This is a genomic window from Massilia sp. PWRC2, from assembly GCF_049896725.1.
GTDB lineage: Bacteria > Pseudomonadota > Gammaproteobacteria > Burkholderiales > Burkholderiaceae_D > JAFCUW01.
In genome coordinates, this window is the sequence record NZ_JAFCUW010000010.1 from 198,883 (window position 1) to 213,333 (window position 14,451).

The following is a 14,451-nucleotide window of genomic DNA, read 5'->3' on the forward strand; positions in this document are numbered from 1 at the left end:
CATGGCACTGCGCACGATCCCGATTCGTCGGGCCGGAAACCGACAAAACCTGTTCATGGGCGGGGATCGTGAACTGGTGATGTTTGCCGGCCTGATGGCGTTTGCGCTGATCTTCAGCGCGCAAGAGCTGAGGGCGACCGTCGTCGGCCTTCTGCTGTGGTTCGGCGCCTTGTTCCTGTGCCGGCTCATGGCGAAGTCCGATCCGAGGCTGCGCCACGTGTACATGCGGCACAGGAAATACAAGCCGTACTACCCGGCGCGCAGCACGCCCTTTCGTGGCAATACAAGAAATCAGGGGAAGCAATATAAATGATTACCACCATAACCGTGGCCATCGCAGTCCTTGGCGCTGCAATGCTGCTTTTACTGTATGCGCGCATCCGCGCCGCCAACAGCCAGTTAAAACTCAAGAAGCACCGTTCCAGGCAGGCTGGCTTTGCCGACCTTCTCAATTACGCGGCGATGGTCGACGACGGCGTCATCGTGGGTAAAAACGGATCGTTCATGGCCGCCTGGCTCTATCAGGGCGAGGACAATGCCAGCAGCACCGACGAGCAGAGGGAATTGGTCTCGTTCCGCCTGAACCAGGCCCTCTCTGGCATGGGCAGTGGCTGGATGATCCACGTGGATGCCGTGCGCCGGCCGGCGCCAAGCTATCCGGCACCCGGCGCATCAAGCTTCCCCGATCTGCTGACGGCGGCTGTGGACGAAGAGCGCCGCCGGCTGTTCGAAAAGCTGGGCACCATGTACGAAGGCTACTTCGTACTGACCGTGACCTACTTCCCGCCGCTGCTGGCCCAGCGCAAGTTTGTCGAACTGATGTTCAGCGATGAAGCGGCGCCACAGGACCGCAAATCGCGCACAACGGGGCTGATCGACTATTTCAAGCGCGAGTGCGCCAGCATGGAGTCCCGGCTTTCAAGCGCCGTCAAGCTCACGCGCCTGCGTAGTCACAAGGCGATCCAGGAGGATGGCCGCTCCGTCACCAACGACGATTTCCTGCGCTGGCTGCAGTTCTGCGTCACTGGCCTGAACCACCCGGTGCAGCTGCCGAGTAATCCCATGTACCTTGACGCGCTGATCGGCGGACAGGAGCTGTGGACCGGCGTGGTACCGAGGATCGGCCGCAAGTTCGTGCAGGTCGTCGCTATCGAGGGCTTCCCCCTCGAATCCACCCCTGGAATTTTGACGGCCCTCGGCGAGCAGCCGTGTGAATACCGCTGGTCGTCTCGCTTCATCTTCATGGATCCGCACGAAGCGGTGGCGCACCTCGACAAATTCCGCAAAAAATGGAAGCAGAAGATCCGCGGTTTTTTCGACCAGGTCTTTAACACCAACACGGGCGCTATCGACGAGGACGCGATGTCGATGGTCGCCGATGCGCAGTCGGCGATCGCCGAGACCAACAGCGGCATGGTCTCCCAGGGTTACTACACGAGCGTTGTCATCCTGATGGACGAAGACCGCGACAAGCTGGAAGGCGCCGCTGGCATGCTCAAAAAGGCGATTCACCGGATTGGCTTCACCGCCCGCATCGAGACCATCAATACGCTCGATGCGTTCCTCGGCAGCCTGCCGGGCCATGGCGTCGAAAATGTACGCAGGCCGCTGATACACACCATGAACCTGGCGGACCTGTTGCCGACCAGCACCATTTGGACCGGCCTGAATTACGCGCCATGCCCCTTGTACCCGGCGCAATCGCCTCCGCTGATGAGTTGCGTTACCCAGGGCGCCACGCCGTTCCGTCTGAACCTGCATTTTTTCGATCTCGGCCATACCCTGATGCTGGGGCCCACCCGAATGGGCAAGTCGACCATGCTGGCCCTGATTGCCATGCAGGCGCGTCGCTACGCAGGCATGTCGATCTACGTGTTCGACAAGGGCATGTCGATGTACCCCACCACCAAGGGTGTCCAGGGCAGCCATTTTACGGTGGCCGCCGACGACAGCCGGCTCGCCTTTTGTCCGCTGCAGTTTCTTGAATCAAAAGGCGATCGTGCCTGGGCGATGGAGTGGATTGACACCATCCTGGCCCTGAACGGCGTGGCTACCACGCCAGACCAGCGCAACGAAATTGGCCACGCCATCATTAACATGCACGAGAGCGGCGCACGGACGCTGACCGAGCTGGCGCTGACGATCCAGGACAAGGACATTCGCGCCGCCCTCAAGCAGTACACGGTCGATGGCCTGATGGGCCACCTGCTCGACGCCGAGGAAGATGGTCTGAGCCTGTCTAACTTCACCACCTTCGAGATCGCCGAGCTGATGAACCTTGGTGAAAAATTCGCGCTGCCGGTGCTGCTGTACCTGTTCCGCCGTATCGAGCGCAATTTGCGCGGGCAGCCGACCATGATCTTGATCGACGAGGCCTGGCTGATGCTTGGCCACCCGGTGTTCCGCGACAAGATTCGCGAATGGCTCAAGGCATTCGCCAAGGCCAATTGCTTGTTGCTGCTGTCGACGCAGAGTCTCACGGACGCATCGCGCAGCGGCATCCTCGATGTCCTCATCGAGTCGACGGCCACCAAGATCTACCTGCCCAACCGCGACGCCAGGGGCGACGAAGCTGCAGCGCTCTACCGCCAGATGAACTTGAATAACAAGCAGATCGAGATCATTGCCACTGCCATTCCAAAGCGCCAGTACTACGTTGTCTCCGAGGGCGGATGCAGGCTGTATGACGCCGCCCTTGGTCCCCTTGCCCTGGCGTTTGCCGGTTCGACGGACAAGGAATCGATTGCCGCCATCGAGCAGCTCGAAGCGCGCCACGGTGAGGGCTGGGTGCATCAATGGCTGGCATCGAAGGGACTCAATCTCAATGACTATGGGGTGACAGCATGAATCTCAATGAACCAATCAAGCAGCTGTTGTTCAGGCAGTCCGCAAGTGACGAGAGGCGCGGGGGCGCAGCCATGGAGGACGGACGACGCCAGGGCGAGAACGCCAATCCATTCCTCGCTGCGCGCCGTACCTGGAACGACCAGAGTGCGGCGAACGTGGCAAGCCGGCAGATGTTCCAGCTGCTTGGCGTCCTGGCGCTATTGGTCGCGCTGGCTGGGGTGGGCGGCGTTGTGTACATCGGCAGCCAGTCGAAATTCATTCCCTACGTGGTGGAAGTGGATCGCTTCGGCCAGCGCCAGGCCGTCGCTCCCGCTGACCGCGCTGCGCCAGTAGACCAGCGCGTGGTTCACGCGGCGGTGGCTGACTGGATCGGCAGCATGCGGCTGGTGACGCCCGATATCGCGCTGCAGCGCAAGGCGGTGTTCAGGGTGTACGCCATGTTGGCCGCCAACGACCCGGCCACGGCCAAGACCAATGAATGGCTCAATGGGACGCAAGAGAGCAGCCCGTTCAAGCGGGCGGCGAAGGAGACGGCGAGCATCGAGATTACCTCCGTCCTGCCGCAAACGCCCGACACCTGGCAGGTCGACTGGCTTGAAACGGTGCGCGATCGCCAGGGAGCGAAGAAGGGCGAAGCGCAGCGCTGGCGCGCCCTGGTGACCGTGTATGCGACGCCGACAACGCCTGATACCACCGACGAGGACATGCGCAACAACCCGCTCGGCATCCACGTGCGCGACTTCTCCTGGTCGAAACAACTTTAAGGGGCACGACATGAAAAAACTGTTGTTAGTAATGCTGATTGGAGCGGCACCGGCGCTGGTCCTGGCAGACGGCGGCAAGGATGTCGCCGCGAAGACGAAGGACCGTTCGCAGGGCGACAACTCCGCCGATGCCTATTTTTCGAAGCAGAATCCAAAGTTCACGCCACAGGAAAAAGCGGCCATCGCCATTTCGCAAAACTGGCAGGCAGGCACGGCGACGGGGATGAAGCCAGTTGCCGGCCCTGGCGGTGCTGTGCGCTTCATTTACGGCGAACAGCAGGCCAACATCGTCTGCGCGGTGCTGCAGGTGTGCGATGTCGAGTTGCAGCCTGGGGAGCAGCTGAACAACCTGAACGTCGGCGATCCCCGCTTCACGGTCGAGCCGGCGGTGAGCGGAGTTGGTGCGACTGAAGTGCTGCACCTGATCATCAAGCCGCTCGATGTGGGTTTGCTCACCACGCTGGTCGTCACCACCAACCACCGCACCTACCGCATGAACCTGCGCTCGCACCGGAGCGAGTTCATGCAGCAGGTGAGTTTTATCTATCCCGAAGACGCCGCCACCAGGCTGGAAGCGGTCAAGAGCCGTGAAGTGAAGGACAAGCGGGAGCAGACCATCCCGCAGACCAGGGAATACCTGGGGGACCTGAACTTCAAGTACGAACTGGCCGGTACTGCGCCATGGAAGCCCGTTCGCGTCTACAACGACGGTGTCAAGACCATCATCCAGATGCCGGCGGCGATGGCGCAAACGGAAGCGCCGACGCTGCTGGTCGTGCGCAAGGACGGCTCTCTGTTTTCTGACGACGAGACCGTGATGGTCAACTACCGCGTCCAACACGACCGCTACATTGTCGATACCGTGTTCGACAAGGCGATCCTGATCGCTGGCGTCGGCCGTGGCCAGGACCGCGTGACGATCACGAGGGGGAAATGACATGAACAAGCTTAGTACTCTCCTGCTGGTCGCATTGGGCCTGGCCGGCTGCGCGGCAGTGCCAGTGCCTGCGAATGGTAGCTACGGCAACTTCGTCACGACTGCAGATGCGGACAGCGACAAGGCGATGGCCGACGACGTTGCGAGGAAGCTGGTCGCGCTCTATCCGCCCGCGCGTACCCGTTTCACCCTGCTGCAGGCGACACCGGATACGTTTGGCACCTCCCTGATCGCCACGCTACGGGCGAAGGGCTATGCGATGGCCGAATTCAAGCCGGCGCCGCGCCCCACCAATTCTCCTGGCGTTACCGCCGTGGCGCCCGAACAATCAGCGGATATTGCACTGGCCTACGTGGTGGACCAGCCGATGGATGCCGACCTGGTCCGCGTCACCGTCCTTGTTAACAGCCAGTCGCTGTCGCGGCTCTATCAGGCGAAAGAAGGGGGTGTCGCACCCGCCGGCTACTGGATAAGGAAGGAGTGAGCAAGATGAGCAACATAAGCAATGCTATTACCGATGAAATGTCGCCCGATGCCTCGCCTGGCCAGCAGTCGCGCCACTCCGGCGTACGTCGGGTGAATAACCTGCCGGTCTACATCGTGGTCGGTGGACTGGCCGTCTTTCTGCTCATCATGGTGCTGGTTGCCGCCGACCGGGCTGCCAGTCAAAGCCAGCCAGGACAGCGCGTTGAAGCGGGGCAGGGCGGTAACACCAGCATGTACGCGAAGGAAATCGCCGGCGACCGCAAGGATGGCATGGTGCAGGCGAAAAATCCGGCGCCGCCGGCGGTACCTGACTTGACGCCGCCGGAGTCTGTCCCCATCGGCCAGCCGAGCAGCCTTGATGGGCAGCCGCCATTGCTGGTGCCGCCAGGTTCCGAGCAACAAGCGCTCGCGCAGCAGGGGCGCAGCATGCGCGACGAGGAGGCCGACCGCATCCGCATCATCAAGCTGCAGCAGTTCGAAGAAGCTGTCAAAGCGAAGACAACTTTGCCGATAACCGTGCCGCGCAGCACCGTTTCCAGTTCATCGGCAGGGCCAGTTGCAGCGTCTGCAGCGCCCGGCGCGCCAGCAACACGTGACGAGGTATTGGCGCGCCTGGCAGCCGTCCGCCAGCAGATCGAGTCCAGCACCCGTGACGATCCGACGGCCGCTTATAAAGCCCGGCTGCAGCAGATCCAGGCCGCCGGTGTGGCTGGCGCATCACCCGGCCGTGCGCAGGGCGGCGCCTCACCCAAGTTGATGCAGCTTGCTGCAGGCCGCAACGACATCGCGCAGTTTGGCGGGAGCGGGCAGGGCGACCGCTGGCGGCTTGAATCGCAGCTGGAAGCGCCGCGCAGTCGCTACGAACTGCGCGCCGGCTTCGTTGTTCCTGCCATTCTCATCTCTGGCATCAATTCAGAGCTGCCGGGCCAGATCATGGCCCAGGTGAGCCAGGACGTCTACGACACCCCGCTGGGCCAGTACAAGCTGATCCCGCAGGGCGCGCGCCTGATCGGCAGTTATGCAAACGAAGTGGCATACGGCCAGTCGCGCATCCTGATCGCCTGGCAACGCATCATCTTCCCGGACGGTAAGGCGATGGACATCGGCGCCATGCCCGGTGCGGACAGCGCCGGGTATGCCGGTTTCAAGGACCAGGTGAATAACCACTATGTCCGCCTGTTTTCGTCGGCTTTCCTGATGTCCGGAGTGACAGCCGGCATTGCGCTGAGCCAGCCGGAAGCAGGCAACCCCTACGCCAGACCGACCGCCAGCAGCGCGCTGAGCGAGGCACTGGGCCAGCAGCTGGGTCAGGTAACGGCGCAGCTGATCGCCAAAAACCTGAACATCGCGCCGACGCTGGAAATCCGGCCTGGCTACCGCTTCAACGTCATCGTCGTCAAGGACATGACATTTACCAAGCCGTACGCTGCCTTCGACTATTAACCCCGGGAGAAATCATGAAACTGTTTACTCGAAAAGTTTTAGCGGCGGGCGTTGTCACGATGCTGGCGTTGTCGTCCATCCCCGTTTTACACGCGCCGGCGCATGCTGCATTGCCGGTTATCGACGGCAGCAACCTTAGCCAGAATATCGTCACCGCCATCGAGAATGTGGCGCACACGATGAAGCAAATCCAGCAGTACCAGACCCAGTTGCAACAGTACGAAAATATGTTGCTGAACACGACCGCGCCGGCCATGCAGATTTGGGATTCTGCGACAAGCACAATGAGCCAGCTGCGCAGCTCCATCGATACGCTCAATTACTACAAGACGCGTCTGGGCAGCATTGACGCCTATTTAGGCAAGTTCAAGGACACGGCAGCCTACCGTGGCTCGCCGTGTTACTCGGTAAATGGCTGCACGCCTGCGGAGTGGGCGGCAATGAAAGATTCGGAACGCTGGGGCTCCGAATCACAGAAGAAAGCGAATGACGCGCTCTTCAAGAGCCTTGATCGCCAGCAGGACGGGATGCAGGCTGACGCCGCGCAACTGCAACGCCTCCAATTGGCCGCAAAAGGGTCGTCGGGCCAGCTTGAAGCTATCGGTTACGCGAATCAACTCGCGAGCCACCAGTCGAACCAGTTGCTGCAAATTAGGGCGCTTCTCATTGCACAGCAAAATGCGATCGCCAGCCGTAACCAGGCGCTCGCTGATCGGGAAGCCAAAGAAGCTGCCGCCGCAACACAGCTGCGGACAGGGACCTATCGTAAAAGTGCGTCAACGACCTGGTGAGGGAGAGCAATCCATGAAAACGATCAATCGCGTAGTTGGGATATTTGTACTTGCGACAAGCGCGCTGCTGGCTGCATGCAAAGACAAGGCTGCCGTTGCCAGTCCGGTTTGCGCCGATTTGGCAAGGACGTCTGACCCTGCGCGTAGAGCCGAACTGCTGAAAAAGTGTCCCCGCAGCGGTCCGGTGTTCAAGCCTAGCGAAAAAAAGCAATGGTGAGGGCCTGAAAAATGAAAATGCCAGTCATTTTTAGAAGCTGCCGGTCGATGTTGCTTTTGTTTTGGCTGGCGTGCTTTACGCTAGAAGCGTCTGCGGCAATAGACAACGCAGGCATTCTCGACAACGTACTCAGCCGCTACTCGACTGCGTCTAGTGCATGGGCCGCAATCATCACCACCAGAGCAAGCTGGTTGTTCTGGACATTGGCGCTCATCAGTATGGTGTGGACATTCGGGATGATGGCGTTAAGGAGGGGAGACATCGCTGAGTTCTACGCCGAATTCGTGCGGTTCACGATCTTCACCGGTTTTTTTTGGTGGCTTCTTGTGAACGGGCCGGGTTTCGCCGTTTCCATCATCAATTCGCTTCGCCAAATCAGCGCGGAGGCGACCGGCCTTCCCAATGCGCTGGCGCCATCCGGCATCGTCGACATCGGCTTCGATATTTTCTTCAAGGTCCTCGACCAGTCGTCGGTCTGGTCACCCGTTGACAGTGGCTGCGGGATCATCATTGGCGCGATCATTTTGGTTGTCTTTGCGCTGGTGGGCGTGAATATGTTACTGCTGCTAATCAGTTCGTGGATTCTCGCGTACGCCGGCATTTTCTTCCTCGGATTCGGAGGCGGCCGCTGGACTTCCGATTTGGCCATTGGTTACTTCAAGACAGTGCTCAACATTGCAGCGCAACTGTTCACCATGGTTCTGTTAGTCGGCATTGGGAAATCGTTCGTTGATCAGTACTACACGGCCATGAGTGCGGGGATCAGTCTTAAAGAGCTGGGTGTGATGCTCGTTGTTGCAGCGATCATGCTGGCACTTGTCAAAACCATCCCTGGACTGATAGGCGGCCTTGCCGGCGGCAATGTCGGCGCGCTTGGCAGCGGCTTTGGTGCCGGCGCTGCGTTGGCTGCGGCCGCTGTCGGCGCAGCAGCGATTGGTACCGCTGGCGCCGCCGTCGTCGCCGGTGCTGCTGGTATGGCCGGTGGTGCGCAAGCACTCATGGCGGCTTTTTCAAAAGCCAGCGCAGCCGAAAGCGCAGGAGGCGCTGCTTCTGCTGCAGTCATGGACGCGGTCGGAAGCGCAGGCAGTGGTGGCAGTGGCAATGCTAGCGGGGGGGGCTCTTTTGCCGACGCGATGGGCGATTCGGTCGCAAGCGCGATGTCGCCATCGTCCACAGGGTCTGAATCATCAGGTTTTGGCAGCTCAGCGGGATTCGGCGGGCCGAAAGACACGGCAGACTTCGGTACGAAGGGCAGCGGGACCGCCGGGAGCGCCTCTTCTATTGGTGAAGGCGGGGCGCCGGGCGAGGTGAAGTCCGGGCGCGCCATGGCCGCAGCCGGTGCCATGGCCGCGAAAGTCGGCAGAGTCGGCGCGAGAACTGCAATCAATCTTGTCCAGGGCTCCTGGGAGGTTACGAAATCGAAAGCGATGGATGTAAAAGATTCTGCTATGGAGCGCATTGGAGCGACGACCGGCGGCAAAATCGCTGCGGCTATCAATGCACGCAAGACCGCCGGGTTGGAAGGGCCCGGTTCGCCACTGTTCAGTAAGGACGGCTTGTCTTCAGGCACCAAGGCAGCGGATGCGCAAGCTGAAGTCGCTGCCTTTCGCGACCGGGATAAGTGAACAACATCTGGGTGCTATTGCACTTCCTACTTTTCAAAAAATCAGGCGGCAATATTGTAACGGACGGGCCGTGCGGCAACGCCATGCTGCTCGATGCCAGAGATAGGACATTGGATTCACAAATGCCGAGCAGATATGTTGCAGCGAAGTAGCGGTCGGCCAAGGAGCGCAAGCGATGAACCTTGGACGACACGTGGGTATGCTACACGCGCGAATCGATGCCGGCCTTGCCGCCGGCGGTGACGATTACGCCACGCTAGACTCGCCCAAAAATTGAGATGAAGCTCCTTCTCGATCCTGATCCAACAACTGCAACCGGACAACCTGTCCAGTTGTATTTATTTGATTGTCAATACGGTTTTCCTGAATACAACAAGGAAATTAAAATATTTAATTTGTGACAATGTGTGATTTTTATTAATACTTTATCGTGCCACACTTGTTGTCTGTTCTTTGTCATTTCGCCACATTGACCTTGAAAGCCAACATGAAATTGAAGGCACTTTTCACCTCGCACGTCCTGGCTGTGACCACGCGCTGTGCGCTCGTCTCTCTGCTCGCCGTGAGCACCACGTCCTCTTTTGCGGACACCTCAACCTACCAAGAGCAGGGCAAGTTGATCCGCGCGCCGCGCGACGTAGCGCGCCTTGGTGCCGACCTACTCGGTGACAAGGTCAATCTGTACACGGGAGCGCTGGAATTCGTGCAGACCGACGTCAGTCTGCCTGGCAACAGCGCCTTGCCAGTGTCGGTGGGGCGGCGCCTGCTGGTGGGGCAGGAAGGCAACGCTGCTGCGCTGTTTGGTAAATGGGATATCGAAATTCCCCATATGCACGGCGTATTTGCGCTGCAGGCCGGTTGGCAGACCAGTAACGGCGCTGATTCCCGTGCACGTTGCAGTGCGTTCGGTCCGCCGCCAAGCATGGCGGGATCGCTGGGATCGAATTCATCGTGGCGGGGAACCGAATTCTGGCATGGCAGCTTTATCTATGTGCCGGGCGCCGGCGACCAGGAGGTGTTGCGCCGCAGTCCTGACAACAGCAAGGCCCCAGGTGGCAATGTCGGCAGTTACCCGCTGGTGACGCGCAATAACTGGGCCATTCGCTGCCTGCCCTCGATGGCGCCGGGTAATGGCGAACTTGGCGAAGCCTTTATTGCTGTCTCGCCTGATGGCACCGAATACCGTTTCGACTGGCTGATCAATCGTACCCTGCCACTGTTGACGAAATCGAATGCAGCTCCCGCCGCATCACGGATGGCGGGCACTTCCGCCGCGGCCAGTGTGAGCGATACCGAAGCAGCCCCTGCAGACGCCACCCCAGCCGCGCCGGTGCGGGCAAGCATCAAGGGCGAATCACCTGACGCAATCGCCGGCAACGCACTCACGCGCGTCGAAGTGTGGATCATGCCCACCCAGGTCACCGACCGCTTCGGCAATACCGTCACCTACAACTACGACAGCACCTACAAGCGTCGATTAAATTCCATCGTCGGCAGTGATGCCTCAGGCAATCCGCGGACGATCAGCTTGACTTATGGCGCCACCGGGACTGCCATGGCGAATCTGGTGACCTCGGTATCAGATGGCACCCACACCTGGCAGTATGGCTACGACAGTAGTTTCGAAAGCGCCAATCTGGCCACGGTGACCTTACCCGACGGCAGCGCCTGGCGCGAACTCGATTCTCTATATGGATTACTGCGTAATGTTAATTATCTCGGGGAGGGCGACTGCGACGCGCCGGGCGATCCAAATCCTTACACGCTGAACGGCCATTTGATTCACCCGTCCGGCGCGCGCGGCGAATTTACGCTTGCGCCGACCAACCACGGTCGATCCGGTGTCGCTCTCCAATGCGATCTCGATGCTACCTACTCTACTTACACACCTTATTACCCGAAGGTGTTTAGTACGTATGCCCTGACGCAGAAAAAATTGACCGGTCCCGGCATTGCCGAGCTTAACTGGACGACGTCGTATTCCCCGCAGGCGTCGAGCTGGGCGCCGTGCAATGGCTGCAATGCGAGCAAGCAGGTCACGGTGACCGATCCCGCGGGCGCCGTCTCGCGTTATACCTTCGGCACCCTGTTTCGCGAGACCGAAGGGCAGCTGCAAAAAACTGAAATACTCGACGGCGCCGGCAATGTGCTGCGCACGAGCAGCCAGCAGTATACCGACCCCATCACGCCACGGGGCGTGAGCGACCAGCGCCGTGGCGACGGCGACATGTCGGCCCGCAGCAGCGAAGTAAACCTGCGCCAGATCAACCAGCAAGGCGTCGATTTTACCTGGCAGGCCAGCAGCTTCGACGACTACGCCAAGCCAACATCGGTGGTGCGGGCCAGCGCTCTTGGCAGCCGCACGGAGAACACGGCCTACGACAACAATGTGGCCAAATGGGTACTTGGCCAGGTCAGGACGGTAACGGAGGCTTCTACCGGCAAGGTGATGGTATCGAACAGCTACAACGCCAACAGCGCTCTGCTCGAGTCGGTGAGCAAATTCGGCCTGTTGCAGCAGTCGATGACCTACAACGCCGATGGCACCTTGCTGACCCGAAGTGACGCGCTCGGCCACGTGACGGCTTTTGCCAACTACAAGCGCGGTCTGCCGCGCAGTGTGAGCTATCCCGATAACAGCGCCGAAAGCGCAGAAATCAATGACGATGGCACCATCGCCAGCGTCACTGATCCGATGAATTTGCAAACCGCCTATGGTTACGATGCGATGGGCCGGCTGAGCGGCATTACCTATCCAAGGGCGCCATGTGTTCCGCCTACCGCCTGCGATCCCGTGTGGAATCCCACGACGATCAGTTTTACGCGCAGGGACGTAGACGAGTTCGATCTGGTCGCCGGACACTGGCGCCAGGATGTCAACACTGGCAACGGCTGGACGCGAATCTATATGGATGCCCTGTGGCGGCCAGCTTATGCCTGGAGCTACGAAACCAACGTCAGCGGCACACAATCGCTCGTCAAAACCACCTTCGACCATGCCGGCAGGACCACCTTCGCATCCTATCCTCGGCGCGAGTACGACGCCCAGCTGGTGCAGGGCGTCACCACCAGCTACGACGCCCTCGGCCGTCCCACCGAGGTGCGGGCAGACAGCGAGCTTGGCCCCTTGTCGACCTACAGTTATTACAACAACGGTTTTAGCAAAACCGTGCGCGACCCGCGCGGCAACGTCAGCACCACCAGTTACCAGGCGTTTGACACCCCATCGGACGACGCCCTCACCGGCATGACGGCGCCCGAAGGGTTACTGGTCGCTATTAACCGCGATGTGTTCGGCAAGCCATTGGCAATCACGCGCAATGGCAGCTCACCCGCAGGCGTCTATGCTGCTGCAACTCGCAGCTACATCTACGACAGTTACGCTCGCCTGTGCAAGACCATCGAGCCGGAAACGGGCGCAACCTTGCAGCAGCTCGATGCGGCCAACAACGTCAGCTGGCGTGCACTAGGCACGGCATTGACCAGTGCGGCCTGCGATTTAACTAGCGTTCCTTCCGCTGCGAAGGTTTCGTTCGGCTACGACGCCATGAACCGGCTGACGACCACCAGCTACGGTGATGGCAGCGCCGCCATTGCGCGCGATTACTGGGCAGATGGGCAGCCAAAGTCGGTGACCTCAGCCGGGGCAGTCTGGACCATGAACTACAACGGCCGCCGCCAGCCAACCAGTGCGTCGCTCGCCTTTGAGGGCGAGAGCTACACGCTCGAGACGATCTACAACGCCAACGGCCATCCCGCGCAGCTGACGTATCCATCCGCCACAAACAGCATCGGCAACCAGAGCGTCACCTACGATCCCGACGCGCTGGGCCGGCCCACGCACGTAGGCAGCTATGCCAGCAATCTGCAATATCACCCGAGCGGCGCGATTGCTGGTTTCAGCTATGGCAACGGCAAGGTGCGCACCATGACGCAAAACCTGCGCGGCCTGCCGGCGCTGGCCCAGGATACGGGCGTCATCCAGGATGCGTACGCCTACGACCAGAACGGCAACGTTACTGGCATCACGGACCAGATCGGCGCCGGCACCAGCCGTAGCATGAGCTATGACGGCCTCGATCGGCTCTATACGGCCAATGCGCCTGGCATGTGGGGCAATGCCAGCTACGGTTATGATGTCCTCGACAATCTGAGAACGAGTACCATCGGCAGCCGTGTCAGCACTTATAACTACGGCGCCCGCAACTTGCTCGACACCCTGCAGAGCACCGCAGGCGGCTTCAGTTTTAGTTATGGCTACGACAACCGCGGCAACGTCACTTCGCGTGGCGGCCAGAGTTTTGGTTTTGATCTGGGCAATCGCCTCGCCACCGCCACCAACCTCGATACCTACGTGTATGACGGTTTTGGCCGACGCGTAAAAACCACGGCCATCGACGGCACTGTCACCGTGACCGTGTACAGCCCGGCAGGACAACTGCTTTATACAAGACGAACGGGAGGACCGAACCCGGCCCAGTCGACCCAGTACATCTATCTGCACCAGCACCAGATCGCCGAGGTGAAGAAATGATCGCCCGCATGAACGCACTGTCGCGCTGGGTGCTGGTCATCCTGCTGCTGTTGTTATCCCTTCTATCGACCATCAACGCCCACGCACAGGCAACCCGGGCCGTCATCGATACGGCACCTGAACAGTTGCGGGCGCCGCCGCCGCCGCCGCCGGGTGGCGAGACGATGTACAACGATGCCAGTTTTGGCACACAGTCAGTACCGACCACCATGACCGCTGGCGCCACTTATACGGTAACGCTGTCGATGTTTAACAGCGGGACCAAAACCTGGTCGCCAGCGCTCAGTTACGCCCTCGGTTCGCGCAACCCCACGGACAACGTCACGTGGGGCGGCGGCCGGGTTGGTCTTGCCGGGTTTATTAATCCGGGACAGAGTGCAACGTTCACATTCAATGTCACCGCGCCGTCCTCCCCAGGCAGCTACAATTTTCAGTGGGGAATGGTGCAGGATGGCGTCGAGTGGTTTGGGGTGCTGAGCACGAACGTGGTGGTGAACGTGGTGGCGCCCGCGCGAGTAAATGGTGCATCGATAGTCGGCATGTCCGTGACCGGTCAGATGACGGCAGGTCTAAGCTATCCGGCAACCATCGTTATGCAGAATACTGGCAACACAACGTGGACCTCGGCCGCGCTATACAGCCTTGGCGCCCCCCAGGTGGGAGGTGTTCAGTATTGGAACGGCGGGCGGGTCCCATTGCCCGGCTCTATCGCTCCAGGACAGCAAGTGTCCTTCTCTTTTAATGTAACGGCGCCGGCCAATGCGGGAACTTACCCGTTCAACTTCCTGATGGTGCAGGACGGTGTGG

The 14,451-nt window shown here is 60.2% G+C and carries 11 protein-coding genes; all 11 read left to right on the plus strand.

The window, feature by feature from the left end; genetic code table 11:
* Position 1: 1 nt before the first annotated feature.
* Positions 2–313 carry a conjugal transfer protein TrbD gene (locus ACP7BZ_RS19145; protein WP_426116075.1) on the plus strand — a complete coding sequence of 104 codons (312 nt, stop codon included), beginning with the start codon at positions 2–4 and terminating at the stop codon, positions 311–313.
* Positions 310–2,847 (plus strand): VirB4 family type IV secretion/conjugal transfer ATPase, encoded by a 2,538-nt coding sequence (locus ACP7BZ_RS19150; RefSeq protein WP_426116076.1) that lies wholly within the window; start codon positions 310–312, stop codon positions 2,845–2,847. Before ACP7BZ_RS19145 ends, ACP7BZ_RS19150 begins: the two co-directional genes overlap by 4 nt.
* Positions 2,844–3,611: a VirB8/TrbF family protein gene (locus tag ACP7BZ_RS19155; RefSeq protein WP_426116078.1), complete on the plus strand. Its 768-nt coding sequence runs from the start codon at positions 2,844–2,846 to the stop codon at positions 3,609–3,611. The genes ACP7BZ_RS19150 and ACP7BZ_RS19155 overlap by 4 nt, the downstream gene beginning before the upstream one ends.
* A 10-nt stretch (positions 3,612–3,621) precedes the next feature.
* Positions 3,622–4,548 carry a P-type conjugative transfer protein TrbG gene (gene trbG, locus ACP7BZ_RS19160; protein ID WP_426116080.1) on the plus strand — a complete coding sequence of 309 codons (927 nt, stop codon included), beginning with the start codon at positions 3,622–3,624 and terminating at the stop codon, positions 4,546–4,548.
* Position 4,549: 1 nt separating this feature from the next.
* Positions 4,550–5,032 carry a conjugal transfer protein TrbH gene (locus ACP7BZ_RS19165; protein ID WP_426116082.1) on the plus strand — a complete coding sequence of 161 codons (483 nt, stop codon included), beginning with the start codon at positions 4,550–4,552 and terminating at the stop codon, positions 5,030–5,032.
* A 5-nt stretch (positions 5,033–5,037) separates the two neighbouring features.
* Positions 5,038–6,477: a TrbI/VirB10 family protein gene (locus ACP7BZ_RS19170; protein WP_426116083.1), complete on the plus strand. Its 1,440-nt coding sequence runs from the start codon at positions 5,038–5,040 to the stop codon at positions 6,475–6,477.
* A gap of 14 nt (positions 6,478–6,491) precedes the next feature.
* Entirely contained in the window at positions 6,492–7,268 is a 777-nt protein-coding gene (trbJ, locus tag ACP7BZ_RS19175; protein WP_426116085.1) for a P-type conjugative transfer protein TrbJ, read from the plus strand.
* 13 nt (positions 7,269–7,281) lie between these two features.
* Entirely contained in the window at positions 7,282–7,485 is a 204-nt protein-coding gene (gene trbK / locus ACP7BZ_RS19180; protein ID WP_426116087.1) for an entry exclusion lipoprotein TrbK, read from the plus strand.
* A gap of 11 nt (positions 7,486–7,496) precedes the next feature.
* Entirely contained in the window at positions 7,497–9,110 is a 1,614-nt protein-coding gene (gene trbL / locus ACP7BZ_RS19185; protein WP_426116089.1) for a P-type conjugative transfer protein TrbL, read from the plus strand.
* 562 nt (positions 9,111–9,672) lie between these two features.
* A complete protein-coding gene (locus ACP7BZ_RS19190; RefSeq protein ID WP_426116091.1) occupies positions 9,673–13,644 on the plus strand; it encodes an RHS repeat domain-containing protein in 3,972 nt (1,323 codons plus the stop codon).
* Positions 13,641–14,451 (plus strand): NBR1-Ig-like domain-containing protein (locus ACP7BZ_RS19195; protein WP_426116093.1); only part of this gene is annotated, 811 nt, incomplete at its 3' end. The genes ACP7BZ_RS19190 and ACP7BZ_RS19195, both read left to right, overlap by 4 nt.